Genomic DNA, 24,202 nt, shown 5'->3' on the forward strand with positions numbered 1-24,202 from the left:
TTTGCGTTCGCCTGGTGAAACTGTATTCACATTCCTGACGAAAGACTGCGATTCGACTCGGGCAATGTCAAGGGCCGCCCGGTGTTCCGGGCGGCCCTTGACGAGGACGTACGACGTGCGGCCGACTACTCCAGGCCGCCGAGCAGCCCGGTCACGGGGGCCGCCAGGTCGGTGACCTGGTGCAGCTGGTTGAGGTCGTTGAGCTTGTTCAACTGCTGCAGCTGGCCGGACGGCCGCGGGATCACCGACTTGTGCTGCTCGGGGATGTCGCTCACGGTGAGCGAGTCGAGCGTGGCGATCGGGTTGATTTTCCCGGCGTCCGGAGCGGCCGCCTCGGCCGCGCCCGCCATCGGCGCGGCGAGACCGGTGATACCGGCGGCGAGACCAACGGCGGCGGCGATACGTCGTGTTGAGATCATGCTTTCAGCAACGCCGCCCGGCGCCCGGCGGTCACGGCCGGCGCACGCCGCTCACCCGTCAGGCCCAGCGCGCGGTTGCGCTTGCCGAGCGTGCCGGGGCGGAGGAGGCTCGAAGGTGAGGTCCTACGCGGCCCGTTCCCCTCCCGGGCCGCGGCCCTTCAGGGAGGTCATCATGGGCACGGCGGCACACCCGGCGTTCGACACCGACACACTGCGCCGGGGCATCGAAGGACACACTCCGGAGACGCTTCTGTCTCTCTACGCGGACGACGCCGAACTGCGCGTCGTGAACCGCAACAGTCAGCCCAGCAACCCCACGGTCCTGCACGGCCGCGACGCCATCGGCCGGATGCTGAGCGACGTCTACAGCCGCGACATGACGCACAAGCTGGAGAGGTGCGTGGTCCAGGGCGACAGCGCGGCCTACAGCGAGTCCTGCCGGTACCCGGACGGGATGCGCGTCCTGTCCGAGTCGATGATCACGTTGCGCGACGGCAGGATCTCCGAACAGACCATGATCGAGGCATGGGACGAGTAGGCGGGCGAACCGGGCGGATCCGGATCAGCTCCCGGCTGACCTGGTCCTTCTCCGTACGGACCGGGCTGGGTAGGACGCGGCGCCGAAGCCCGGCCTCCACGGCGGGCCGGCACGTGTCCGCCGTGGTTCTCCGCTCGCTACTGAGGGCTGCCCGGCCCCGCCCACTCCACCCACTCCCAACTGCACGGCGTGCCACCCACAGACGTTAGGCTCGTACCGGGCCGTGACTGGCGCTGAGGTGGAGCACCACCGGGGAGCGGCCTCGCAGAGCAACTGCCGTGCGCCTGGGCGATCTTGTCATCCAGCCCAGGAGTGGATCATGTCTCAGGCCCGGCTCATGGAGGGCGCCTCCCTCGCCCGGCGCATCGTCGAGGACACCGCCAAGAAGGCCGCCGACGTCACCGACCGCACCGGCAGCGCACCCTGCCTCGCCACGGTCCTGGTCGGCGAGGACCCCGCCTCCGTCACCTACGTCCGGATGAAGCAGAACCGCTGTCGCAAGGCCGGCATCGAGTCCCGCCACGTGGCCCTGCCCGCCGCCACGACCACCGACGAACTCGTCGCCACCCTGCGCGGGCTGTCGGACGACCCCGGCGTGCACGGCATCCTGTTGCAGCACCCGATGGGCGAACACATCGACGAGCGGGCCGCGTTCGAGGCGATCGCGCCCGAGAAGGACGTCGACGGCGTCACCTTCGCCTCCTTCGCGACGATGAGCTTCGGCCTGCCGGGCTTCGTGTCCTGCACGCCCGGCGGCATCATCCGGCTGCTCGACGAGTACGAGGTCGACCCGTCCGGCAAGCGGGCCGTGGTCGTGGGCCGCAGCGCGATCCTCGGCAAGCCGGTGGGCATGCTGCTCCTCGTTCGCGACGCGACGGTGACGTACTGCCACTCCCGTACGAAGGAGCTGTCGGACGTGGTCCGGGAGGCGGACATCGTGGTCGCCGCCGTGGGCCGGCCCCGGCTGATCCGCGGGGCGGACATCAAGCCCGGCGCCGTCGTGATCGACGCCGGCTACAACCCCGGCAACGTGGGCGACGTGGACTTCGACTCGGCCGTGGAGCGAGCGGGACTCATCACTCCGGTGCCGGGCGGTGTCGGTCCGATGACGATCGCCACGCTCCTCGAACAGACCGTGGTGGCCGCCGCCCGGCAGCTCGGGGTGTGATCAGCGCATCCACGCGCTGTAGTCCGCGACCGCGCCCGCCTTCACGCCGTACTCCGGCACGGCCTTGGTGTAGACGGCCTCCAGGCCGAGGACGGCTCCGGTGGCCGGGTCCATGATCAACATACGGCGGTAGCCGGCTCCGTCGTACACGTAGGCCTGTCCGCGGCGGCCGAGCCGATCGGTCACCTGGCCGGCGGGGCGCAGCCCCTGGGCGTCGGCCAGCAGTTCGGCGAGCGCCGCTGACTCGGCCGCGCCGAGCGTCCAGTTGTCGAGCAACACCCCGACCGCGTCGAGGAGTTGGGGGGTGGTCATGGTGCCGTGCGTGTACGTGGCCTCCGTCAGGTAGGCGCGCAGCTTCGCGGGGTCGTGCGGGGGCGGCGACTCGGGCGGGGCGTCGCTCCAACTGGGCGGATAGGTCTGACGGTTGATGACGTGGCCGTCCTCGACCAGGTGCGGATCGCCGTTCGCGTCACTGAGGACGGGGCGGCCGGGGTGGCGCGGGTCGGTGGCGACCACGAGTTCGGTGTGGCTGCCGTCCGCCTTCCAGCGCACGACGCGCTCCTGCGGGAGCGTGATCGGGGGCTTGTCGTCGCTCATGCCCAGACTCCAGGACTGGGCGTGCGTGCCCTTGCGCAGCCGGGGCGAAGCGCCGGTCGCGATCGCCTCGGCCAACTCGGCCAGTTGTCGCAGGGATACGGGGGTGGAGCCCGCCTGCACGACCAGCGGGCGCGGGGCGGCGACCGCGGGGGCGGTGCTCGGGCCGCTGAGCAGCAGGGTCAGCGCCGTCGTGGCGACTACGGCGGCTGCCGCGAGGCTCCAGAGGAGGCGGGTGCGGCGGCGCGCGGCGGGGCGTTCGTGCAGCAGCCGGTTGAGGCGGCGTTCGGCGTGGTGGTCGAGGGGGCCGTCGCCGTAGTGGGGGCCGTCGACCGGCACGGGGTTGGCGCGGCGCAGGAGGTCGAGGTCGTGGTCGTCAGCCATGGCCGTGTTCCTTGGTCAGGGTGGCGTCGGGGCGGGTGGCGTCGGGGCGGATGCGGTCGATCTCGGCTCTGAGCCGGCGCCGCGCCCGGTGCAACCGCATCGCCGCGGCCCGGCTGCCGCAGCCGAGAACGACGGCGACCTCGTCGACGGCCAGTTCCTCCCAGGCCGTCAGACGCAGCACCTCCCGGTCGCCCTCGGAGAGCCGGGCCAGCGCCTCGTGCACCCAGGCGCCCGGAGCTTCGGTGTCGGGGCCGGCCACGACCTGCCGCCCGTGCGCGGTCTCGTCGTTGCCCAGCCGGGCCACCAGCCGGCGCCGGCGTCCGTAGCCGCGTACCGCGTTCGCGAGGCAGTTCCGTGCCACCCCGTACAGCCACGGCAGCGGGGACCCCGGCAGGTCGGCCCGGCGTCGCCAGGCGACCGTGAACACCTCCGCCACCACTTCCTCCACCTCGCTGGTACGCCCGTCCAGTCGCCGCGCGACGTAGCGGCTGACCGCCCAGTAGTGCTCGCGATAGGCAGCGGCGAAGAACTCGTCGTTGCTCATGACCCGTACGTGTCCGGCACCGGCCGGAACGTCACACCCCGATTCCGTGATTCACCTCGCGTTCCCCGAGTGTGACCGGTGGGGCGGGAGCGGACACAGGCGGGGCGTGAAGAACCTCAATCGCCAGGACCCCGATCGCCGGATCCTCGATCGCCAGGTCATCAAGTGGCTGACCACCACGGACCACAAGACCATCGGAACGCTGTACCTCGTCACGTCGTTCGCGTTCTTCCTGATCGGCGGCGTGATGGCGCTGCTGATGCGCGCCGAGCTCGCCCGGCCCGGTCTGCAGATCATGTCGAACGAGCAGTTCAACCAGGCGTTCACGATGCACGGCACGATCATGCTGCTGATGTTCGCGACGCCGCTGTTCGCCGGCTTCACGAACTGGATCATGCCGCTCCAGATCGGCGCCCCCGACGTCGCCTTCCCGCGGCTGAACATGTTCGCCTACTGGCTGTACCTGTTCGGCTCGACCATCGCCGTGGGCGGCTTCCTCACCCCGCAGGGCGCGGCCGACTTCGGCTGGTTCGCCTACTCCCCGCTGTCGGACGCGGTCCGCTCGCCGGGCATCGGCGCCGACCTGTGGATCATGGGCCTGGCCTTCTCCGGCTTCGGCACCATCCTGGGTGCGGTCAACTTCATCACCACCATCATCTGCATGCGCGCCCCGGGCATGACCATGTTCCGCATGCCGATCTTCGTGTGGAACGTGCTGCTGACCGCCGTGCTCGTGCTGCTGGCCTTCCCCGTGCTCGCCGCCGCGCTGTTCGCGCTGGAGGCGGATCGGAAATTCGGAGCACACGTCTTCGACGCCGCCAACGGCGGGGCGTTGCTGTGGCAGCACCTCTTCTGGTTCTTCGGCCATCCAGAGGTGTACATCATCGCGCTGCCGTTCTTCGGCATCATCTCCGAGGTCATCCCGGTCTTCTCCCGCAAGCCGATGTTCGGCTACATGGGCCTGATCGGCGCCACCATCGCCATCGCCGGCCTCTCGGTGACGGTGTGGGCCCACCACATGTACGTCACCGGCGGAGTCCTGCTGCCGTTCTTCTCCTTCATGACGTTCCTCATCGCCGTGCCGACCGGCGTGAAGTTCTTCAACTGGATCGGAACGATGTGGAAGGGGTCCTTGAGTTTCGAGACCCCGATGCTCTGGGTCATGGGCTTTCTCGTGACGTTCGTCTTCGGCGGCCTGACCGGCGTGATGCTCGCCTCCCCGCCCATCGACTTCCACGTCTCCGACAGCTACTTCGTCGTCGCCCACTTCCACTACGTCGTCTTCGGCACGGTCGTCTTCGCGATGTTCGCCGGCTTCCACTTCTGGTGGCCGAAGATGACCGGCAAGATGCTCGACGAGCGGCTCGGCAAGATCACCTTCTGGACGCTGTTCATCGGCTTCCACGGCACCTTCCTCGTCCAGCACTGGCTGGGCGCGAACGGAATGCAGCGCCGGATCCCCGACTACCTGGCCGCGGAGGGGCTCACCACCCTCAACACCGTCTCGACCATCTCCTCGTTCCTCCTCGGCTCGTCCCTCCTCCCCTTCTTCTACAACGTCTGGAAGACCGCGAAGTACGGCAAGCCGGTCGGGACAGACGATCCCTGGGGTTACGGCCGCTCCCTGGAGTGGGCGACCTCCTGCCCGCCCCCACGCCACAACTTCGTCTCCCTCCCCCGCATCCGGAGCGAGTCACCGGCGTTCGACCTACACCACCCCGAACGCCCAGCAGCCGAACGGGAGTTGACGACACAGTGACGGCGATGGACGAACACCCGGTGGACACAAGGGAGTTCCTCAACGAGATCGAGGGCCATCTGCTCCTCGCCGCCGAGCGCGAACAGGGGCACGCTGCCGCCATGCGCTTCACCGCTTCGCTGGTCTGGCTGACGGAGCATCAACGAACCGAGGTGGAGCGGCGGTTCGAGGCCGAGTACCTCGCGCTCGCCCGCGCCTCCTGGCAGCGCACCGCAGAGCGCGCCCGGGAGGTGCGGGGCGAGTACGAGGAGGCGTACCGCGACCTGCGGCGCCGCCTGCTGGCCTGCTGGCTGCTGACGTGCGCCGCGGTCACGGCCGTTCTGCTGCTCGTGTGCGCCTAGGGGCTGTCCTACGACAGCGACCACTGCTGATTGGTACCGCCGTTGCAGGTCCACAGCACGAGTTGGCTGCCGTTGGCGGTGCCGCCGTTGTAGGCGTCCAGGCACAGGCCCGCGTTGATGTTGGTGAGGGTGCCGTCGGAGTTGACGTTCCACTTCTGGTTGTTCTGGCCGTTGCAGTCCCAGATCACGACCTTGGTGCCGTTGGTGGTGCCGAGGTTGTAGGCGTCCAGGCACTTGTTGCCGTACACCACGAGTTCCTTGCGGGAGGTGTACGTCCAGGACTGGTTCTGGCCGCCGTTGCAGTCCCAGAGTTCGGACTGGGTGCCGTTGGTGATGGTGTTGTTGTAGATGTCCAGGCAGCGGCCGGACTGGGCGCCGATGACCTGGGTGCCGTTGGCTCCCGGTAGTGGGCGGACGGTGATGTCGGCCAGGGTCGGGGCGCCGGTGAAGGTCAACGTGTTGGCGGAGCCCTTCGCCAGGCCGACCTGGACGGAGATGGTGCCCTGCGCGGAGCCGGTGGGCGGGAAGGAGACCGCCGTCGTGCCCTGGCCGTTGACCTTGAGGGTCGCGGCGCGGGCGGTGGACGTGTTGTTGGTGTAGGCGACGTCCACGGTCTTCACGCCGGTGCTGCCGGCGACCACGCCCGAGAAGCTGGAGGTGCCGGTGTAGGTGCTGCTCGACGCCTCGGTGCCGCCGGTGACGGTCAGCAGCACCGAGCCGCCCGCCGGGACGCCGGTGGTGTAACTCGTGCCGTGGGTACCGACGTTGGCGCGCGCCCACAGGTCGCGGACGGTCGCGCCGGCGTTGGTCAGACCGAGGTCGGACCAGCGAACGGTGATGTTCTGGGCGGAGGAGGTGCGGTTGAGGAGGACGACGGCACGGTTGCCGGAACCGCTGAGCACCTTGCCGTAGACCTGGAGTCCGGTCGTGTCCTCGGCGACCTTGACGCCCTGGAGCCCGCGCGCGTCCTGGTCGACACCGATGACCTCGGGGTTGGTCAGGATCCCGGCGGTCTCGGAGGTCATCGTGGTCAGGTCGTTGCCCGCCAGGAGGGGTGCGCCGGAGATCGCCCAGAGGTTCATGTGGGTGCGGTTCTGGGCCGCGGTGAAGCCGGTCATGCCGACCATCAGCATGTCCGGGTCGTTGTAGTAGCCGGTGTGCTGCGCGGTCGGATGCAGGGTCTGGTCGAAGTTGGACAGCAGGTTCGTCATCGACGGTGAGTTGCCGTAGTAGACGATGTCGGTGCTGGTCCGCCACATGGGTGCCAGGCCCGGCGCCCAGTTCCAGGGGTTCTGGTAGCCCCAGTTGCAGATGGAGAGGGTGAGCGGGCGGCCGGTCGCGGCCGTCGCCTTCGTCACCGCGGAGCTGATCGACGTGTACGTCGTCGCCGCGTCGAGGCCTTCCGCGTCGCCGCCGCACCAGTCGACCTTCACGAAGTCGAAGCCCCACTGGGAGAACTGCAGCATGTCCTGGTCGTAGTGGCCCTCGCTGCCGCTGCCCGGAGCGGCGGGGCGGCCCGTCGGGTAGTAGTAGCCGCAGCCGTCCTTGCCGGCGTCGGTGTAGATGCCGGCCTTGAGGCCCTTGCTGTGGATGTAGTCGGCGATGGCGCTCATGCCGCCGGGCCACTCGCCGGTGTCGACGGTGATGTTGCCCGCACTGTCGCGGGTGCCCTGCCACCAGCCTTCGTCGATGTTGATGTACTTGTACCCGGCCGCGGGCAGCCCGGCGGCGACGAACGCGTCGACCTGCCGCTTGATGACGTTGTAGTCGATCTTCGCGGCGAAGCTGTTCCAGGAGGCCCAGCCCATGGGGGCGGTGGGCACGGCAATCTGACGGCTCGTCGCCGCCTGCGCCGGGGCGGGACCGGCGAACAGCAGCGCGGCGGCCGCGCTCAGGGCGAGGACGAGGAGTCGGACGGCGGCGGCTCTGCAGCGTCGGACGAGACCTCGGTGGATGGTGAGCGTCGGGGGGTTCATGCGGCTCCTTCGGCGTGGGTCCCGAAGACGGTCGTGGATGGGGAAGGGCGGTCACGGTGATCGAGAGGGCCAATGTGGTCGGTATCTCGAACGTGGATCGGTTAACCGAACGCGTTGCGCGCCGAAAGTAGAGCCAGGGGGAGACGGAAGTCAACGGATGTGACAGGCGTGAAGTGGCCGTTGTTGCCGGGGCGTTGTCGCCCTGCGACGCGTCGCGGGCCCATACTTGACCATCGTGCGGGTAGCGATCATGACGGCGGGCTCCCGGGGCGACGTGGCCCCCTACACCGGGCTCGGGCACGGGCTCTCCCGGGCCGGGCACGAGGTCACCCTGGTCACGCACGCCCGGTTCGAGCCGCTGGTGGCGGGGTCCGGAGTCCGCTTCCATCCCCTGCCGGTGGACCCGCGGGCGGAGTTGGAGTCCTCACGCGGGCGAGGGTTGCACGACAGCGCGACCGGCATGGGCAAACTCGTGCGTCTCGTCTCGATGGCGCGGGATGTCGTCGGGCGGATGGCCGACGACCTCGTGGTGGCGGCCCGATCGAGCGACCTGCTGCTCCTGGCCCCGTCCGTGGCTCCGCTCGGGCACACGATCGCCGAGGGTCTGTCCCTCCCGAGCCTGGACGTCCCCCTCCAACCCCTCAGCCCCACACAGGAGTTCGCGCCACCGATGCTCAGCGCCCGGTCCTTGGGGGCCACCGGCAACCGCATCGCCGGTCAGGTCGTGAACCTGGCCGTGCAGCAGGTCTTCGCCGGGACCCTGCCCGCCGTACGGGACCGGCTGGGACTGCCACGCATGGGCGCCGTCACGGCCTGGCGGGCCCGCGAGCGACTGGCGCCGCCGGTCCTGCACGGCTTCAGCCCACTGGTGGTGCCGCGACCCGCCGACTGGCGGGCGGGACTCGACATCGCGGGCTACTGGTGGCCGTACGACGTCGAAACCCAACTGCCCACCCCGGTACGGGACTTCCTCGACGCCGGTCCGCCACCGGTGTACGTCGGCCTGGGCAGCGCGACCGTGCCCGATCCCGGGCGGCTCAGCGCCGACGTCGTGCGCGCCCTGCGTCGGGCCGGACTGCGCGGGGTGATCCAGCGGGGCTGGGGCGGTCTGGAGGCGTCCGGCGACGACATGCTGACCGTGGACGAGATCCCGCACTCCGCCCTGTTCCCGCGCATGGCCGCCGTGGTCCACCACGCGGGCGCGGGCACGACCGGCGCGGGCCTGCGGGCCGGGGTCCCCGCGGTGCCGGTGCCGATCCAGTTCGACGAGGCCTTCTGGTCGGCACGCCTGGTCCGCCTCGGAGTCGCTCCGTGTGCGGTTCCACTGCGTCGCCTCACCACCGACACGCTGGCTACGGCGCTCGAACGGGCCACGCGGGACGCGGAGTTGGGGCGCCGGGCGGCGGAGTGGGGTGCGCGGATCCGTGCCGAGGACGGCGTGGCGCCGGTGGTGAAGGCGGTGGAAAGGCTGGGCGCTTGAGGGAGCGGGCGTGCAGGTGCGACGGTCGGCCGAGGGGGTGAGCCGGCAGGTCGGGCGGTGGGCTCACTCGACCTCCGGGGACCAGCCCTCCGGCCGCAGAATCCCGAGCAGCTGCCGGACCAGTTCGTCGACGACCTCGTCCAGGGTCGCCTCCAGCCATCCGGCGCTCCAGTCGTGGAGCAGGCCGTTCACGCTGCCGATGAAGGCGGTCGCGGCGATGCGGTAGTCGCGCTGGGCCGCCTGGCCCCGGGCGGCGGACGCGTCGCATTCGGCGCAGATCAGGTCGACCCAGCGGGAGCGGCGGGCCAGGCGCTGCTCCTCCAGGCGTGGGCTGACGCCGATGATCTCCACGAAGGTGATGCGGATCCGGCGCGGATCGGCGCTGACGTTCGCGGCGTAGGCCTTGAACATCGCGGTGACACGCTCGGCGAGCGGGAGGTCGCGGGCCTCGGCGAACGCGGCCAGGACTGCGTCCTCGGCCCATCCGTTGACCTGGAGATGGAGCGCGGCGAGCACGTCTTCGAGGGTGCGGAACTCCTCGTAGAACTGTCGCGTCGAGAGTCCCGCGGCCTCGCTCAGCGCCGCGACCGTGGTGGCGCGGTAGCCGGGTCTGTCGCCGAACAGGTCTAAGGCGGCGTCGAGGAATCTCCTGCGCCGTTCGGCCTGCCGTTCCGTGGCCGACTTGCCGCCGTAGCGTCCGGTCGGGGCCCTGAGCCTGCCCGCCACTGATTCCTCCCTCGCCGCCTGATACGACAGTTTGTCGTGTCATCGGCGTCGGCGAGAAGGGCGCCCCCTTCCTCAGCGGCGCGGAAGGACGCTCGGCGCGGCGGGCAGTTCCACCGCGATGCGGAGCCCGCCGGCCTGCCTCGGGGCGAGGGTGAGGGTTCCGTCGTGCGCGAGGACGATGGTCTTGACGATCGCCAGGCCCAGGCCGACGCCCGCGTGGTCGGCGTGAATGCGCTTGGTGCCGCGCTGGAACGGCTCGGTGAGGGTCGAGACCAGCTGGGGGGCGAGGATCTCGCCGGTGTTCTCGACGGTGACCACCACGGTCTCGGGGCGAACCTCGGTGGTCACCCACACGGTGCCGTCCTTCGCCAGGTTGTGCACGATCGCGTTCTGCACGAGGTTCGTGATCAGCTGCAGCAGGAGCGCCTGCGATCCGATCGTGGGGGCGATGTCGCCGCAGGTCTCGATGGTGACGCCCTGCTTCTCCGCGAGCGGCAGGAGGGTTTCGGCGGCCTCCTCCGCCACGAGGGAGAGGTCGACGGGCTCTCGGGTGAAGGACCGCTGGTTGGCGCGGGTGAGCAGGAGCAGGGCCTCGGTGAGATCGATCGCTCGGGTGTTGACGGCGTGGAGACGTTCGATGATCTGGCCGCTGTCGTGATGCGGGTCGGTGCGGGCCAGATCGATCAGTGACTTCGAGACGGCCAGCGGTGTGCGCAGTTCGTGGGAGGCGTTGGCGGCGAATCTCTGCTGTTCGGCGACGTGCGCTTCGAGCCGGGCGAGCATCGTGTCGAAGGCGTCGGCGAGTTCGCGGAACTCGTCCTTGCGGCCCGGCAGCCGGATCCGATGGGAGAGCGATCCGCTCGTGGCCGTGCGGGTGGCCTCCGTGATCCGGGTCAGGGGGGCGAGCATACGGCCGGCGAGGATCCAGCCTCCCAGGAGCCCGAAGACCAGCAGGAACGCCAGGACCGCAGCCGCCCTCGGAGCGAAGACGCCCAGGAGGGCGGACCGGATGGGGAAGACGCCGTGCGTCCTGTCGTCGGGGTTGATGAGCATCGCGCGATTGGGGACGTACCGCAGGAGGAACATCCACACAGCGGTGAGCAGCAGGACGCCGGCGAGCATGAGGAATCCGGCGTAGCTGAGGGTGAGCTTGAGACGAGCGCTCATCCCGGGAGCCCTGTCCACGATCTCCTGCCTTTCGCGCATGCCTTCAATGCTAGGAGCCGGCGCATATCGTCGCCGTACCGAAAACCGCATACGCACCGGCAACACCGCGCTGCCTTGGCTGAAGACATGTCCTACAGCGAAACGGTACGAACCCCCGCGGGCGTGAACCTGACCGTCAGGCCGATCAGCGCCGCCGACCACTTGGCGTTCGTGCGGGCGCAGCGGTCGGTCAGCTTTCTGCAGACCCCGGCCTGGGGTCACGTCAAGACCGAGTGGCGCAGCGAGTCCCTCGGCTGGCACGACCGCGGGCGGCTGGTCGGTGCCGGGCTCGTCCTGCACCGCCCGGTGCCGCGGCTCGACCGCTACACACTGGCCTATCTGCCCGAGGGCCCGGTCATCGACTGGACCGGCGAGATCGACGCGTGGCTCGACCCGCTGGCCGCGTATCTCAAGGCGCACGGCGCGTTCGCGATCCGGCTCGGGCCGCCGGTGCGCACGAACACCTGGGGCGCCGCCCAGGTCAAGGAGGGTATGACCGACCCGGGCATCAGGCGGTTGACCGAGATGTCCGGCGACTGGTCCGACCCGGTCGGCGCGCGCGTGGCGGACCGGCTCAGGGGCGCGGGCTGGCTGCCGCAGAACCCGGAGGACGGCTTCGGGGTCGGGCATCCGCAGTTCAAGTACGAGATCCCGCTTGCGGGCAGGTCCGAGGACGACCTGCTCAAGGGGATGAACCAGCAATGGCGCCGCAACATCAAGAAGGCGGCCAAGGAGGGCGTCGAGGTCACGGTCGGGAGCACGCCCGGTCGGGACCTGAAGGCGTTCCACGACCTCTACGTCCACACCGCCGAGCGGGACCGCTTCACACCCCGCCCGCTGCGCTACTTCGAGACCATGTTCGCGGCGCTGAGCACAGAGGATCCCGATCGGATCAGGCTCTACCTCGCCCACCACGAGGGCGACCTGGTCGCCGCCACCGTCCTGGTCCGCGTCGGCGCGCACGCGTGGTACTCCTACGGCGCCTCCTCCACCCAGAAGCGCGAGGTGCGTGGCTCCAACGCCTGCCAGTGGGCGATGATCCGCGACTCACTGGCGGCCGGCTGCGATGTCTACGACCTGCGCGGCATCACCCCCACCCTCGACGCCGACGACCCGCACGTCGGGCTGATCCGGTTCAAGGTCGGCACCGGCGGCCGGGCGGTGCGGTACGTCGGCGAGTGGGACCTGCCCCTGCGGCCGATGGTCTACCGGGCGTTCGACCTCTACATGAGGCGGCGCGGACGCTGAGCTACGTGAGGCGGCGCAAACCCTGAGCGTGGAACTCCGGCCCGGCTGTCATGCGGGCCGAGCCGGAGTGGCGCACCTCGATACGCCCAACCTCGACCAGCGTCACGTCACCCCGCCCAACTACCGCAGCGCGGCGGCCACTTCGTCGAGGCGCGCCCCGCGCGAGGCCTTGACGAGCACCACATCGCCGGCGACGAGATGGCCGCGCAGCCAGTCGACGGCCGCGTCGTTGTCGGCCAGCAGCACCGCGCGCTCCCCCGCGCCGTCGGCGAGCGGCCGGGCGGTCTCGCCGATCACGGCCACCACATCGGCCCGGGAGGCGGCGTACGCCCCGACGGCGTGGTGTTCGGCCTCGCTGTCGGCGCCGAGTTCGAGCATCGCGCCGAGTACGGCGATACGACGGCCGCCGTGGATCGCCGCCAACGCGTCCAGGGCGGCGCGGGTCGAGTCGGGGTTGGCGTTGTAGGAGTCGTTGAGCAGCGTCGCGCCACCGGCGAGGTCCCGCCGCTCCATACGCCACTTCGAGAGCGAGGCGGTGGCGAGTGCGTCCGCGGCCACATCGAGGGGTATGCCGGCCGCCTGCCCCGCCGCGGCGGCGGCCGACGCGTTCAGTGCCTGGTGGGCGCCGGTCAACGGCAGCGTCACGTGGGCCGAGGCGTCGGCGGTCCGCAGCGTGAAGGACGGACGGCCGAGCCGGTCAAGGGTCAGGTCGAGCACCCGCACATCGGCGTGTTCCGCCCGGCCGAAGGTCAGCACCGGACCGTCGGTGAGCGTACGCATCGCGGCCACGCGCGGGTCGTCGGCGTTGAGGACGGCGGTGCCGCCGGGCGCCAGCCCCCGCACCAACTCGCCCTTGGTCCTGGCGATGGCCGCGCGCGACCCGAACTCGCCGAGGTGGGCCTGACCGACGTTGAGGACCACGGCGATGTCGGGCGCGACCAGGTCCGTGAGCCGGGCGATGTCGCCGACGTGACGCGCGCCCATCTCCAGGGCGAGGAACCGGGTGGCTGTGCTTGCCCGCAGCATGGTGAGCGGCACGCCGAGTTCGTTGTTGAGCGAGCCGACGGTGGCGGTCGTCGGCGCGGTGCTCGACAGCACGGCCGCCAGCAGATCCTTGGTACCGGTCTTGCCCTGGGAACCGGTCACCGCGACGACGGTCAGTCCGTCGCGCAGCCGGGCCACGACGTGGGCCGCGAGCACCTGCAGCGCGGCCCGGACGTCCTCGACCACGACGGTCGGGAGCGGTGTGGGCCGGGAGCCGAGCACGGCCACCGCGCCGGCCCGGCTCGCCTGGCCGACGTAGTCGTGGCCGTCGACGTGCTCGCCGGTGAAGGCCACGAAGAGGCCGCCCGGCTCGGCCTGCCGGCCGTCGAGCACCGCCGGCGCGGTGACCTTCACCGCGTCGTCGCCCTCGATGACCCCGCCGACGACCGCGGCGATCTCGCCAAGGCCGAGCGGGATCATGACCGGGCTCTCATGGAGGCTGTTTCTTGGAAAGGCATGTCTCCAGTCAAGGCAGCACCGCGTATCGCAGGCATATCGAAAACCACATACGTCCGGGCAACACCACGCCCCCTTGACTGTGGGCATGACCGACAGCGACAGCGAACCGCTCCGTATCACCATGTACGGGTGCGGCCCAGATGAAGCCGTCTTGTTCCGAGAGCTGACGCCTCGATTCGGCGTAACGCCGATCATTACCGAGGCGCCGGTGTCCACGACAACCATTGAGCTGGCCTCCGGCAGCAGATGCATCAGCGTCGGCCACAAGACGCACATAACCAATGTCACTCTCCGTGCACTTGCCCGAGCCGGCGTGACGTACATCTCCACGAGGAGCATCGGCTACAACCACATCGATGTGGACTACGCGAACAGTGTCGGCATTTCCGTCGAGAACGTCAGCTACTCGCCGGACAGCGTGGCGGACTACACCTTGATGCTGATGTTGATGGCGGTGCGCGACGCGAAATCCATCATCCGTCGCACGGACACGCATGATTACCGACTGAGTGAACTGCGCGGGAAGGAACTCCGTGATCTGACCGTCGGAGTCATCGGCACGGGCCGCATCGGCTCGGCGGTCATGGACAGGCTCCGAGGTTTCGGCTGCCGAATCCTGGCCCATGACAATCGCCCCGGATCCACCGCCGATTACGTACCGCTCGACGAATTGCTGAAGCTGAGCGACATGGTCACGCTCCACGCACCGCTCAACGCGGAGACACGCCATCTGCTGGATCGGCGGCGCATGGAGCAGATGAAACATGGCGCGCTGATCGTCAATACCGGACGTGGCGCGCTCATCGACACCGAGGCCCTCGTGGAGGCATTGGAGAGCGGCAGGCTGGGCGGCGCGGCGCTGGACGTCCTCGAAGGAGAGGAAGGCATTTTCTACGCCGACCACAGGGACGAACCCATCGACAGCAAGCCGTTGCTGCGGCTGCAGAGTCTGCCGAATGTGCTGATCAGTCCGCACACCGCCTATTACACGGACCACGCCCTCAGCGACATGGTCGAGAACTCCCTCTCCAACTGCCTGAAATTCGAAAGCAGGAGTCAGCATGGCTAGGTTGAAGGTCGGCGTCATATTCGGCGGCTCCTCCGAGGAGCACCCCGTCTCCGTCAAGTCCGCGCAGGAGGTCGCCCGAAACCTCGACCTCGAGAAGTACGAACCGTTCTATGTCGGGATCACGATGAGCGGTGCCTGGCAGCTCTGCGACGGGCCCGGCCCGGACTGGGAGGCCGGCAGGTGCAGGCCGGCCCTGCTGTCCCCGGACAGGAGCGCCCGCGGTCTGCTCGTCCTGGACCAGGGACGGTACGAGACGATCGGCCTGGACCTCGTACTGCCCGTCCTGCACGGCAAGCTCGGCGAGGACGGTGCGGTGCAGGGCTTGCTGGAGCTCTCCGGCATCCCCTACGTCGGCTGCGATGTGCAGAGTTCCGCGCTGTGCATGGACAAGTCTCTCGCCTACCTCGTCGCCAGGAGCGCGGGCATCGCCACGCCGACCTTCTGGACCGTCATGGCGCACGAGAAGATCGACCCCGACCGACTCACCTATCCGGTCTTCGTGAAACCGGCCCGTTCGGGGTCGTCCTTCGGCGTCAGCAAGGTGTCCCGAAAAGAGGAGCTGCTGAGCGCCCTGGAGAACGCACGGCGGTACGACTCGAAGGTGCTGATCGAAGAGGCCGTCGTCGGCAGCGAGATCGGGTGCGCCATTCTCGGGAACGAGCTGGAACTGTTCGCCGGCGAGGTGGACCACATTTCCCTCTCGCACGGGTTCTTCCGCATCCACCAGGAGGACGAGCCCGAAAGCGGTTCCGAGAACTCCACACCGATCGTTCCGGCCGACATTCCGGCGGAGTCGCGTTCGCTCGTCCAGGAGACCGCGAAGGCGGTGTACCGCGCGTTGGGTTGCACGGGACTTTCGCGGGTGGACATGTTCCTCAGGGAGGACGGAGAAGTCGTCCTCAATGAGGTCAACACCCTGCCCGGCCTGACCTCGTACAGCCGCTATCCGAGGATGATGGCGGCCGCCGGCCTGCCGCTTTCCGAGGTGATCGACCGGGTGGTGTCGTTGGCACTGACGGGGAAGATGCGATGAACGAGGATTTCGTCTTCGTGGACGAGGTGGTGTCCGGAATACGCTGGGACGCCAAGTACGCCACCTGGGACAACTTCACCGGCAAGCCGGTGGACGGGTATCTGGCCAACCGAATCGTCGGTACGCGGGATGTGTGCGCGGCTCTGGAGAAGGCTCAGGAGAAGGCCGAGTCCCTCGGCTTCGGCCTGCTTCTCTGGGACGGTTATCGCCCGCAACGTGCCGTGGACCGCTTTCTCCGATGGTCACAACAGCCGGAGGACGGCCGGACGAAGCTTCGCCACTATCCGAACATCGACAGAGCCGGGATGTTCGACCTGGGTTATGTGGCCGCCCGGTCGGGTCACAGCCGCGGAAGCACCGTCGACCTGACGCTGTTTCACCTGGAGACGGATGAACTGGCACTCATGGGAGGCGGCCATGACCTGATGGATCCGATCTCCCATCACGGGGCGAAAGGCGTCACGGAAGCCGAGGCGGCGAACCGCCAGTATCTCCGCTCCATCATGGAGACCTGCGGCTTTCGCTCCTATGCCTGCGAGTGGTGGCACTACACACTCGAAGCCGAACCGTTCCCGGACACCTATTTCGACTTTCCCATCACCTAGAGGAGAACCGGCCGACCCTCACCGGAGTCGACCGGTGCAGGGCCTGGCCGGACCTTTCCTTAATCAGAGCCTCTTCCCAGTCACCCTTCTCAGAACCTCGCAGCCGCCCAGGCCGCCAGCTCGGACTTCGCCGCGCTCAGCAGCGCGGCGGACGGCGAGGTGGCTCCGTTGGTCACCAGCGCGTAGTGCAGTACGCCGGAGTCGGAGTCCGTCAGCAGCAGCCGGCGGCTGCCGGTGCCGCCCGGTTCCAAGGCCACGCCGACCGGGGTCGACGAGGTGTAGGCGGGCGGCGCGTACACCGTGCCCAGGTCGGAGACGACCGTGGTCGTGGCGGTCGGGAAGGACGCCGGGAGGTGCAGTTCGGTGGGTGCCGTGGCGCTGCCCGAGCGCCACACCAGCAGGCTGTACTGGCCGGAGCCCACCAGCGAGGTCACGTTCGGGAGCGAACTCGGTACGGGGTTCCAGGTCAGGGTCGTCGACCCGTCCCGGGAGCGGTCCTCGTAGGTGAACGCGGCCGTGGAGCCGGAGGTCGCGCTCGGGTAGATCCGGTCAAGGAGCCGGGCGTCCTGGCGGAGGGCCACCGTGCCGGCGTCGTTCATGCTGACGGCGGAGAGATCCTCGTCGTTCCAGGCGTCACCGGACGTCAGCACCTTGTCGGGGTTGTCGTTCATCAGCTCGTGGTGACGGCCGTTGTAGATGTCCCACTGCCACTGGGAACCGGACAGGACTGGACCGGAGTTCGCCGGGCTGGCCCACCAACTCGCCCCGGGGACACGGGAGTCCAGTGCCTGGTACATCGCCTTCAGGACCGTCGGCGCCTTGCCCGCGACCGTCCCGTTCAGGGGGTGCCCGAACTCACTGACGATCGCCGTGGTCCCGGCGGCCGAGGCCCGGTCGCGGATCCTGCCGAAGTCGGTCGCGTACTGGCCGTCGGACGCGTTGCCCCACATGAGGATGCCGGAGATGGCCTTCTGATCGTAGAAGTGGGTGTTGAAGACGTAGCGCGAGCCGAGCGCGCCCGCGTCCAGCAGGCCGCCCTCCTGCTTCTGGGAGTCGATGTTGGAGTTCCAGAAGAGGTTCGGCTCGACGAGGGCAGGCTTGCTCTGCCAGCCTGCCGCGTCCATCCGGGCCCGGAACTTCTGGTAGAAGGGCCACAGCAGGTTCGCCTCCCAGGTCCGGGAGGCCTGGCCGGAGTCGTAGGTGCCGGCGAACGGCTCGTTGTACGGGTCGAAGCCGACGACACCCGCGAACTCGGCGGTGGTGAGGTGCTGCGCGAGGTAGGTCATGGTGGACTGCGCCGTCGCGAGGAAGGCGTCCTGCAAGCCGTAGTTGTTGTGCCAGAAGTCGTACTGCCCCTTGGTCACGGCCGCGTTGCCGGTGATGTTCTGTCCCCAGAAGAAGCAGATCCCGCAGTACTCCTGGGGGTAACTCCCCAGGTCCACCGCCCACTTGGGGGCTCCGTCACCCGTGTACCAGCTGCCGGAGTTGAACAGGTACCGGGAGTAGAGGTCCTGGTGGAAGTCGGGGTAGACGCGGATGCCGGCGTCGAGGAAGGCCTGCATCTGCGCGGTCGCGGCGGCCAGGTAGCCCGTGTCCACCTGGCCGCGCACGGGTTCGGCGTAGGCCCAGGACAGCAGGAAGCGGACCGCGTTGCCGCCGCCGAGGGCGCGCAGCGCGGTCGCCGACTTCTTGGCGTCGGCCACCGAGGCGAAGGGCAGGCCGCTGTTCTCGTCGAGCTTGGTCTCGCCGGAGACGTTGTAGCCGCGCAGGACGACCTCGCGGCCGGTGGCGTCGACGAAGCGGCCGTTCGACACGGTGAGAGTCGTGCCGTCGAACGAGAGGGAGTCGGGGACGGTGGCGGCGGTGGCGGGCGAGGCACCCGCCACCGTCAGGAATCCGCAGAGGACAACCAGAACCACGAGCAGACGAGCCCGGATATTCGGCATGTCCACTACAGTCCGGGGATTTCCCGATACCGTCAATACTTCTGACTCTTGAGTAAGTTTCAGGATTTTCGGACCTGTTTCGCCCCAGTCACCTCAACTGCCCACTCGTCGGCTCATGTTCAACAGGTACTCCCGGCGGTCGAGAGGGTTGTGGTCGGTGCGCGGCCGGGCCGGCACCGTGCCGTGCGTGATCGGCGCGTAGTGGTCGAAGACGCTCTCCAACTCGCCCTCGCCGCGCGTGAGTCCGGGGATCCGACGGCCCAGTTCGTGCACGCGGCCGGCCGGTACCGCGCCCGACAGCACACACACGCTTCCGTGCGTCTCGGTGCTCTCCGGCACCGCCCGCAGTGAGGTCAGCACCGGCAGCAGCGCGCCCAGGGTGTCGGCCGGGGCCTCGACACGGAACGCGTGCATCGGCTCGTACACGCGCGTCCCCGCCCGTTTCAGCGCCTCGACCAGGACGAGCGGGGTCAGGCCCCGGAAGTCGTAGCCGGTGCTGGACATGCTCTTGTCGAAGCCCTGGTGGGCGTGGCTCTGCCGGGGCGAGTAGCCGCAGTGGGTCATGGTCACCGTGCAGTCCGGGACCCGCCAGCCGCACAGGCCCTGTCCGAGGGTCTCGCGGACCGTGTCCTCGACGGCCTTGAAGAAGGCGTACGGCATGGAGCCCAGCTCCACCTCAAGGCGGAAGGCGACGCCGGAGCCGGTCGGGGCGGGGTCGACGCGCAGACCGACCGTCGCGAGGAACGGGTTGTCGTCCTTCTTGTTGTACTCGACCGCCGCGCCGGAGCCGGCCGGTCGCTCGACGCAGATGGTGGTCGTCTCCCGGAAGGTGACGTCGAGTCCGTACTCGTCGGCGAGCGTCGCCTGGATGACCTCCTTCTGCACCTCGCCGTACAGCGACACGGAGAGTTCACGGCGTAGTTCGTCGTGGCGCAGGTCGATCAGCGGGTCCTGCTCGGCGAGTTGACCGAGGGCGAGGTGGAGTTCCCCGCGGTCGGTGTCCGGGCCCGGGACGACGACCGTCTCCAGGGTCGGTGGGGCGAAGAAGTGCCCCTGGGTGTCGCGGGGTTCGCCGATCGTGTCGCCGATCCGTACGTCGGTCAGACCCCACAGCCGGGCGATGCGGCCGGCGGGGACGGCGTCGTGACGGACATCGGTGCCGTGGTCGAAGACGGTGATCGCGGTGACCCTGCCCTCTGGGCGGGCCCCGTCCCGCGTCCCTGTCGCGCCGAAGGGGACGCGGTCGCGGGTGCGCAGGGTGCCGTCGAAGATCCGGGCGTACGCCACCTTCTCCCCCGCCGGACCCCGCTCCACCTTGAACACCGTGCCGGAGACCGGCCCTTCGCAGTCCCCGTCGGCCGGCGGCAGCAACTCCCCGATCCCGGCGACCAGTTCGCGGACGCCCGCGCCGGTGATCGCGGAGCCGAAGTACACCGGATGGACCTGGGCCCGGCGGGTGCGGGTGACCAGCGCCGCGCGGAGACGGTCGGGCGAGAGGGTGCCCTCGACGTACGCGGACAGCACCTCGTCGTCCTGGGAGGCCAGGACGTCCAGCGCGCTCGGGGCGAGTCCCCCGGTGAAGCGGGCATCGGACGTGCCGAGTCCCTCGGCGGTGCCCATGGGCACGATCGCCGGTGTGAGCCGGTCGGCGATCTCGCGCAGCACACCGTCCTGACGGGCACCGCGGCGGTCGATCTTGTTCACGAACAGCAGGGTCGGGATGCGCAGCCGGCGCAGTGTCCGCATCAGGACGCGCGTCTGCGCCTGGACGCCCTCGACGGCCGAGACCACGAGCACGGCGCCGTCGAGCACACCGAGCACACGCTCCACCTCGGCGATGAAGTCCGGGTGGCCGGGGGTGTCGATGAGGTTGACCGTCACGTCGTCGACCTGGAAGGAGACGACGGCGGACTTGATGGTGATCCCGCGCCGGCGCTCCAGCGCGAGGGTGTCGGTACGGGTGTTCCCGTCGTCGACGCTGCCGATCTCGTCGATCACACCGACGGTGTGCAGCAGCCGCTCGGTCAGGCTGGTCTTACCTGCGTCGACGTGGGCGAGGATGCCGAGGTTGAGCAAGTGCACGAAGCGTCATGTCCTTTGGGTGAGGGGTCATACCTTCCTGGGTGGACATGAACGGTGCGCGCATCTCAGCTCCTCGGGTCCTTCGGTACGGGTGCCTGAGCAGTGCAGCAGACGGACGCCCTCGATGCCAACGGATTAACCGGGAGGGTGATGATGGAAGGCGTGGTGATCCGGAATCGCTCGCGGCCCGGATGCGACCCTTGACCCGGCCGTCGGCACACCGGCTGACCTGGCCTGACCGAAGGAGCGGCGCGTGCGTGACATCCTCCCGCGGCTGAGCGAGTGGTATGCGGACCGCGTGCCGTTCGGCCTCGCGACCGTCGTCGCCGTCAGCCGCAGCGCGCCGCGCGATCCCGGCGCGGCCATGGCGGTCGGGCCCGGCGACGAGGCCGTGGGGAGCGTGTCCGGCGGCTGTGTCGAGGGAGCCGTCTTCGAACTAGCCCAGGAGGTGGTGGCGAGCGGCGAGGCACGCCTTGAGACCTTCGGGTACAGCGACGAGGACGCGTTCGCGGTCGGGCTCACCTGCGGCGGCGAGATCACGCTGCTGGTCCGCCCCGTCACCCCGGCGACCGATCCGACGTTCCCGGTGATCGCGGAGGCGGTCGCCGCGGGCCGTCCGGTGACCGTCGCGACGGTGATCGACGGTCCCGCGCCGCGCGGGGCCACCCTCGCGGTCGGCCCCGACGAGGTCTCGGGCACGCTCGGCTCGGCGGGTCTGGACTTCGCCGTCACCGCCGACGCCCGCGGCGAACTCGCCCTGGGAGCAACGGGGTTGCGGCACTACGGGCCGCACGGCGAGCGCCGCGAGGACACGGTCGCCGTCTTCCTCCACTCCTTCGCCCCGCCGCCCCGCATGCTGGTCTTCGGCGCGATCGACTACGCGGCCGCCGTCGCCCGCATCGGCGGCTTCCTCGGCTACCGCGTCACCGTGTGCGACGCCCGCCCGGTCTTCGCCACGCCGAAACGCTTCCCGGCGGGCGTCGAGGTGGTCGTCGACTGGCCGCACCGCTACCTCCACGGCACCGACACCGACGCGCGCACGGTGATCTGCGTGCTGACCCACGACCCCAAGTTCGACGTGCCGCTGCTGACGGAGGCGCTGCGCCGCCCGGCCGCCTACATCGGGGCGATGGGCAGCCGCCGTACCCACGACGACCGCATGCGGCACCTGGTCGACGCCGGCCTCACCGAGCCCGAACTGTCCCGCCTCCGCTCCCCCGTCGGACTCGATCTCGGAGCACGCACCCCCGAGGAAGTCGCCGTGTCCGTCGCGGCCGAGATCATCGCCCTGCGCTGGGGCGGCAGCGGTACGCCGCTCTCGGCCACGGCGGGGAAGATCCATCCGTCCCCGTAGACGGGGCGCAGCTGCTGCCCACCACGCTGGGGCGGCGGCGAGCCTGGCAGCCTGACCTGGTCGGACGCCGTCAGGCCCCGGTCTCCCGGTAGTCCGCCAGGATTCGCTCCAGGTGGTTGAGCGCTGCCTTGATCCGGGCCGGGTGGTCGCGGAAGAAGGGATCGTCCGGTACCGGGAGCGAGCCCGCGAGCGCCCAGCCGCGGCCGCGCGCCCAGGTGGCGTCGTCGGCGCCGACCGCCTCGCGGAAGACGTCCCGTGCCTGGGCCGGCAGGAACTTCCAGGCGGGCTGCAGATCCACCGCGGGGTCGGCCACGGCCAGCGTGCCGAAGTCGATGACGGCACTGAGCCGGCCGTCCCTGGCCAGGAGGTTGCCCGTGTCGAGGTCGCCGTGGATCCACACCGGGGGCCGGTCCCAGGCGGGCGCGGCGAGGGCGGCCTCCCAGACCTCCGTCAGGGCGTCGGTGTCGACCAGGCCGCTCCTCCTCAGCTTCTCGATCTTGGGCCGGACGCGTGCCTCGACAGCGATGGAGTCGCGCGGGTCGCCCATCGGGACACCGCGGAAGGCGTTGCTGGCCTCGGGACCGGGTCCGCCAGTGGCGTCGGCGGCCTGCAGCGCGCGCAGGAATCCGGCCAGGTCGAGGGCCGTACGCACGGGATCGGCGAGGTTCTCGGTGGTCGCCGTCTCGCCCTCCAGCCAGCGGTAGACGGACCACGGGTAGGGGTAGCCCTCGCCGGGCTCGCCCATCGCGACCGGTTCGGAGACGGCCAGGGGCAATTGCGGGGCGAGGCGGGGCAGCCAGCGGTGCTCGCGTTCGACCTGGCCGACCCAGTGGGCGTAGCGCGGCAGCCGCACGGACAGGTCGTCGCCGAGCCGGAAGGTCGCGTTGTCCATGCCGGACAGCGGAACCGGGGCGACGGGCAGCGCCGCCCACCGCGGGAACTGGGCGGCGAGCAGACGGCGTACGAGCGGGGCGTCGATCAGCATGCCGTCCATCTCAGCCGGGCGGTGGCCGCGGATCCAGCGAATTACCCGACACCGGTGGGCTACCTCGGGGGCAGCCGGTGCAGTTCCAGCTCGGTGAGCCGGCCGTCCGCGACCGTGGCGGTCATGTACGTGCAGTGCGGCTGGCGTCGGCGGTCCGTCGGAGAGCCCGGGTTGAGCAGGCGCAGGCCGGTGGCGGCCGTGGTGTCCCAGGGGATGTGGCTGTGCCCGAAGACCAGCACGTCGAGGTCAGGGAACCGTGCGGCGCAGCGCGCCTCCCGCCCCTGGGCGGCCCCCGTCTCGTGCACGACACCGAAGCGCAGGCCGCCGAGTTCGGCGTACGCCACCTCGGGCAGCCGGGCGCGCAGGGGCGGCCCGTCGTTGTTGCCGTACACGCCGACGACCCGATGGGAACGGTCCTCCAACAGGTCGAGGGTGGCGGTGTCGACCCAGTCACCGGCATGCAACACGACGTCCGCGCGCGGGAGTTCGGCGAGCAGCGGCGCGGGCAGTTCCCTGGCGCGCTTGGGGAGGTGGGTGTCGGACATCAGGAGGAGGCGCACGGGATCAGCCTAGGGAGGATGCCCAGAGTCCGCTCGACCGGCTCGACCGTCGACCGGCTCGACCGGCTCGCAAAGATCTACAGGTGAAACTGTTCAGTCTGGACTGGACAGTTTCGGGATCACGGTTCTACGGTGGCCCCATGGACGCATCGGCCACCGAACCGCCCGCCGGCATCTCCGACTCGGCCGCCCGGGCCGCCCGTGACCTGCGGGTGGTGTTCAGTCGGCTGCGCCGCCGGATCCGGGTGGTCGCGGAGAACGAGGAACTCACGCCGCCGCAGGTCTCCGCGCTCACCCTGGTCGCCAAGCTGGGCGCCGCCACGGCCAGTGCGCTGGCCACGGCCGAGGGGGTACGTCCGCAGTCGATGGCCACCACGCTCGCCGCGCTCGACCGGCAGGGGATGATCCGGCGCAGCCAGGATCCCGACGACGGCCGCCGCCAGCTCGTCACCCTGACCGACGCCGGGCGCCGACGCGTCGACGGTGACCAGCAGGCACGCGAGGAGTGGCTGGCCCGCGCCCTCCAGGACCGGTTCACCGAGGACGAGCGGAGAAAGCTCCTGGAGGGGCTAGCGCTGCTGGAACGGCTGACGCAGGAGTGACGGCCCCTGGAATTCGCCGGGTGACAGGCCCCACCTGAAAAGCCCCCTCCCCGGCAGTCGGCACAGCCGGGAACCGCCCT

At 69.8% G+C, this 24,202-nt stretch carries 22 protein-coding genes and 1 riboswitch; of the genes, 11 read left to right on the forward strand and 11 right to left on the reverse strand.

What is annotated here, in order from left to right:
• Positions 1-125 precede the first annotated feature (125 nt).
• Positions 126-419, reverse strand: a complete 294-nt coding sequence (locus ACIQI8_RS02225) for a hypothetical protein (protein WP_402343703.1) — start codon at positions 417-419, stop codon at positions 126-128.
• 172 nt (positions 420-591) lie between these two features.
• On the opposite strand from ACIQI8_RS02225, the gene ACIQI8_RS02230 reads away from it, so the two are divergent.
• A complete protein-coding gene (locus tag ACIQI8_RS02230; protein ID WP_402343706.1) occupies positions 592-957 on the forward strand; it encodes a nuclear transport factor 2 family protein in 366 nt (121 codons plus the stop codon).
• A gap of 213 nt (positions 958-1,170) precedes the next feature.
• Positions 1,171-1,254: riboswitch (ZMP/ZTP riboswitch) on the forward strand.
• A 22-nt stretch (positions 1,255-1,276) separates the two neighbouring features.
• On the forward strand, positions 1,277-2,125 hold the full coding sequence (locus ACIQI8_RS02235; protein WP_402343709.1) for a bifunctional 5,10-methylenetetrahydrofolate dehydrogenase/5,10-methenyltetrahydrofolate cyclohydrolase: 849 nt from the start codon (positions 1,277-1,279) through the stop codon (positions 2,123-2,125).
• Here ACIQI8_RS02235 and ACIQI8_RS02240 read toward each other — a convergent pair whose 3' ends face one another.
• Together ACIQI8_RS02240 and ACIQI8_RS02245 are read right to left on the reverse strand one after the other, a co-directional pair.
• Complete coding sequence (locus tag ACIQI8_RS02240; RefSeq protein ID WP_402343712.1) at positions 2,126-3,103, reverse strand: CU044_5270 family protein; 978 nt, start codon at positions 3,101-3,103, stop codon at positions 2,126-2,128. It abuts the gene before it with no gap.
• On the reverse strand, positions 3,096-3,647 hold the full coding sequence (locus tag ACIQI8_RS02245; protein ID WP_402343715.1) for an RNA polymerase sigma factor: 552 nt from the start codon (positions 3,645-3,647) through the stop codon (positions 3,096-3,098). The genes ACIQI8_RS02240 and ACIQI8_RS02245 overlap by 8 nt, the downstream gene beginning before the upstream one ends.
• Before the next feature lie 106 nt (positions 3,648-3,753).
• On the opposite strand from ACIQI8_RS02245, the gene ctaD reads away from it, so the two are divergent.
• Entirely contained in the window at positions 3,754-5,406 is a 1,653-nt protein-coding gene (gene ctaD / locus ACIQI8_RS02250; RefSeq protein ID WP_402343718.1) for a cytochrome c oxidase subunit I, read from the forward strand.
• Between the two features lie 5 nt (positions 5,407-5,411).
• Positions 5,412-5,747, forward strand: a complete 336-nt coding sequence (locus tag ACIQI8_RS02255) for a hypothetical protein (RefSeq protein WP_402343721.1) — start codon at positions 5,412-5,414, stop codon at positions 5,745-5,747.
• An 8-nt stretch (positions 5,748-5,755) separates the two neighbouring features.
• Here the strand turns inward: ACIQI8_RS02255 and ACIQI8_RS02260 are convergent, their stop codons facing one another.
• Complete coding sequence (locus tag ACIQI8_RS02260; protein WP_402343724.1) at positions 5,756-7,723, reverse strand: ricin-type beta-trefoil lectin domain protein; 1,968 nt, start codon at positions 7,721-7,723, stop codon at positions 5,756-5,758.
• A gap of 250 nt (positions 7,724-7,973) precedes the next feature.
• Between ACIQI8_RS02260 and ACIQI8_RS02265 the strand changes: the two genes are divergently transcribed.
• The gene (locus ACIQI8_RS02265; RefSeq protein WP_402346634.1) at positions 7,974-9,203 is read left to right on the forward strand and encodes a glycosyltransferase; all 1,230 of its coding nucleotides are present in this window, start codon (positions 7,974-7,976) and stop codon (positions 9,201-9,203) included.
• A gap of 63 nt (positions 9,204-9,266) precedes the next feature.
• On the opposite strand, the gene ACIQI8_RS02270 is transcribed toward ACIQI8_RS02265, so the two are convergent.
• Both ACIQI8_RS02270 and ACIQI8_RS02275 read right to left on the reverse strand, forming a co-directional pair.
• Positions 9,267-9,929 carry a TetR/AcrR family transcriptional regulator gene (locus tag ACIQI8_RS02270; protein WP_402343725.1) on the reverse strand — a complete coding sequence of 221 codons (663 nt, stop codon included), beginning with the start codon at positions 9,927-9,929 and terminating at the stop codon, positions 9,267-9,269.
• A gap of 72 nt (positions 9,930-10,001) precedes the next feature.
• Entirely contained in the window at positions 10,002-11,096 is a 1,095-nt protein-coding gene (locus ACIQI8_RS02275; protein WP_402346636.1) for a sensor histidine kinase, read from the reverse strand.
• Between the two features lie 126 nt (positions 11,097-11,222).
• On the opposite strand from ACIQI8_RS02275, the gene ACIQI8_RS02280 reads away from it, so the two are divergent.
• Entirely contained in the window at positions 11,223-12,383 is a 1,161-nt protein-coding gene (locus ACIQI8_RS02280; protein WP_402343728.1) for a lipid II:glycine glycyltransferase FemX, read from the forward strand.
• A 120-nt stretch (positions 12,384-12,503) separates the two neighbouring features.
• On the opposite strand, the gene murF is transcribed toward ACIQI8_RS02280, so the two are convergent.
• The gene (gene murF / locus ACIQI8_RS02285) at positions 12,504-13,847 is read right to left on the reverse strand and encodes a UDP-N-acetylmuramoyl-tripeptide--D-alanyl-D-alanine ligase (RefSeq protein WP_402343731.1); all 1,344 of its coding nucleotides are present in this window, start codon (positions 13,845-13,847) and stop codon (positions 12,504-12,506) included.
• Positions 13,848-13,971: 124 nt separating this feature from the next.
• Here murF and ACIQI8_RS02290 point away from each other — a divergent pair, with 124 nt between their 5' ends.
• From ACIQI8_RS02290 to vanX, 3 genes are read left to right on the forward strand one after another with little or no spacing between them, the layout of a single operon-like run.
• Positions 13,972-14,955 (forward strand): D-isomer specific 2-hydroxyacid dehydrogenase family protein, encoded by a 984-nt coding sequence (locus tag ACIQI8_RS02290; RefSeq protein ID WP_402343734.1) that lies wholly within the window; start codon positions 13,972-13,974, stop codon positions 14,953-14,955.
• Positions 14,948-15,988 (forward strand): D-alanine--(R)-lactate ligase VanA-Sc, encoded by a 1,041-nt coding sequence (vanA-Sc, locus tag ACIQI8_RS02295; RefSeq protein WP_402343737.1) that lies wholly within the window; start codon positions 14,948-14,950, stop codon positions 15,986-15,988. The genes ACIQI8_RS02290 and vanA-Sc overlap by 8 nt, the downstream gene beginning before the upstream one ends.
• Positions 15,985-16,593 carry a D-Ala-D-Ala dipeptidase VanX gene (vanX, locus tag ACIQI8_RS02300; RefSeq protein WP_402343740.1) on the forward strand — a complete coding sequence of 203 codons (609 nt, stop codon included), beginning with the start codon at positions 15,985-15,987 and terminating at the stop codon, positions 16,591-16,593. Before vanA-Sc ends, vanX begins: the two co-directional genes overlap by 4 nt.
• Before the next feature lie 89 nt (positions 16,594-16,682).
• Here vanX and ACIQI8_RS02305 read toward each other — a convergent pair whose 3' ends face one another.
• Both ACIQI8_RS02305 and ACIQI8_RS02310 read right to left on the reverse strand, forming a co-directional pair.
• The gene (locus tag ACIQI8_RS02305) at positions 16,683-18,539 is read right to left on the reverse strand and encodes an endoglycosylceramidase (protein ID WP_402343743.1); all 1,857 of its coding nucleotides are present in this window, start codon (positions 18,537-18,539) and stop codon (positions 16,683-16,685) included.
• Positions 18,540-18,632: 93 nt separating this feature from the next.
• The gene (locus ACIQI8_RS02310; protein ID WP_402343746.1) at positions 18,633-20,621 is read right to left on the reverse strand and encodes a GTP-binding protein; all 1,989 of its coding nucleotides are present in this window, start codon (positions 20,619-20,621) and stop codon (positions 18,633-18,635) included.
• A 253-nt stretch (positions 20,622-20,874) separates the two neighbouring features.
• Here ACIQI8_RS02310 and ACIQI8_RS02315 point away from each other — a divergent pair, with 253 nt between their 5' ends.
• Positions 20,875-21,975, forward strand: coding sequence for an XdhC family protein (locus ACIQI8_RS02315; RefSeq protein WP_402343748.1), 1,101 nt, complete (start codon positions 20,875-20,877; stop codon positions 21,973-21,975).
• Between the two features lie 70 nt (positions 21,976-22,045).
• Here the strand turns inward: ACIQI8_RS02315 and ACIQI8_RS02320 are convergent, their stop codons facing one another.
• Together ACIQI8_RS02320 and ACIQI8_RS02325 are read right to left on the reverse strand one after the other, a co-directional pair.
• Entirely contained in the window at positions 22,046-22,960 is a 915-nt protein-coding gene (locus ACIQI8_RS02320; RefSeq protein ID WP_402343751.1) for an aminoglycoside phosphotransferase family protein, read from the reverse strand.
• 59 nt (positions 22,961-23,019) lie between these two features.
• Positions 23,020-23,520, reverse strand: a complete 501-nt coding sequence (locus ACIQI8_RS02325) for a metallophosphoesterase family protein (protein ID WP_402343754.1) — start codon at positions 23,518-23,520, stop codon at positions 23,020-23,022.
• Between the two features lie 140 nt (positions 23,521-23,660).
• Between ACIQI8_RS02325 and ACIQI8_RS02330 the strand changes: the two genes are divergently transcribed.
• Entirely contained in the window at positions 23,661-24,122 is a 462-nt protein-coding gene (locus ACIQI8_RS02330; protein ID WP_402343756.1) for a MarR family winged helix-turn-helix transcriptional regulator, read from the forward strand.
• Positions 24,123-24,202 lie beyond the last annotated feature (80 nt).

It is taken from the genome of Streptomyces sp. NPDC092369 (genome assembly GCF_044755245.1).
Classification (GTDB): Bacteria; Actinomycetota; Actinomycetes; order Streptomycetales; family Streptomycetaceae; genus Streptomyces.

What these genes read in the sequence shown, in the direction of transcription:
- ACIQI8_RS02290 (WP_402343734.1), top strand. Translation starts at nt 13,972, where the DNA reads ATGACCGACAGCGACAGCGAACCGCTCCGTATCACCATGTACGGGTGC.
- murF (WP_402343731.1), bottom strand. Translation starts at nt 13,847, where the DNA reads ATGATCCCGCTCGGCCTTGGCGAGATCGCCGCGGTCGTCGGCGGGGTC.
- ACIQI8_RS02255 (WP_402343721.1), top strand. Translation starts at nt 5,412, where the DNA reads ATGGACGAACACCCGGTGGACACAAGGGAGTTCCTCAACGAGATCGAG.
- ACIQI8_RS02330 (WP_402343756.1), top strand. Translation starts at nt 23,661, where the DNA reads ATGGACGCATCGGCCACCGAACCGCCCGCCGGCATCTCCGACTCGGCC.
- vanA-Sc (WP_402343737.1), top strand. Translation starts at nt 14,948, where the DNA reads ATGGCTAGGTTGAAGGTCGGCGTCATATTCGGCGGCTCCTCCGAGGAG.
- vanX (WP_402343740.1), top strand. Translation starts at nt 15,985, where the DNA reads ATGAACGAGGATTTCGTCTTCGTGGACGAGGTGGTGTCCGGAATACGC.
- ACIQI8_RS02265 (WP_402346634.1), top strand. Translation starts at nt 7,974, where the DNA reads ATGACGGCGGGCTCCCGGGGCGACGTGGCCCCCTACACCGGGCTCGGG.
- ACIQI8_RS02240 (WP_402343712.1), bottom strand. Translation starts at nt 3,103, where the DNA reads ATGGCTGACGACCACGACCTCGACCTCCTGCGCCGCGCCAACCCCGTG.
- ACIQI8_RS02305 (WP_402343743.1), bottom strand. Translation starts at nt 18,539, where the DNA reads ATGCCGAATATCCGGGCTCGTCTGCTCGTGGTTCTGGTTGTCCTCTGC.
- ACIQI8_RS02320 (WP_402343751.1), bottom strand. Translation starts at nt 22,960, where the DNA reads ATGCTGATCGACGCCCCGCTCGTACGCCGTCTGCTCGCCGCCCAGTTC.
- ACIQI8_RS02225 (WP_402343703.1), bottom strand. Translation starts at nt 419, where the DNA reads ATGATCTCAACACGACGTATCGCCGCCGCCGTTGGTCTCGCCGCCGGT.
- ACIQI8_RS02235 (WP_402343709.1), top strand. Translation starts at nt 1,277, where the DNA reads ATGTCTCAGGCCCGGCTCATGGAGGGCGCCTCCCTCGCCCGGCGCATC.
- ACIQI8_RS02230 (WP_402343706.1), top strand. Translation starts at nt 592, where the DNA reads ATGGGCACGGCGGCACACCCGGCGTTCGACACCGACACACTGCGCCGG.
- ACIQI8_RS02245 (WP_402343715.1), bottom strand. Translation starts at nt 3,647, where the DNA reads ATGAGCAACGACGAGTTCTTCGCCGCTGCCTATCGCGAGCACTACTGG.
- ACIQI8_RS02280 (WP_402343728.1), top strand. Translation starts at nt 11,223, where the DNA reads ATGTCCTACAGCGAAACGGTACGAACCCCCGCGGGCGTGAACCTGACC.
- ACIQI8_RS02275 (WP_402346636.1), bottom strand. Translation starts at nt 11,096, where the DNA reads ATGAGCGCTCGTCTCAAGCTCACCCTCAGCTACGCCGGATTCCTCATG.
- ACIQI8_RS02260 (WP_402343724.1), bottom strand. Translation starts at nt 7,723, where the DNA reads ATGAACCCCCCGACGCTCACCATCCACCGAGGTCTCGTCCGACGCTGC.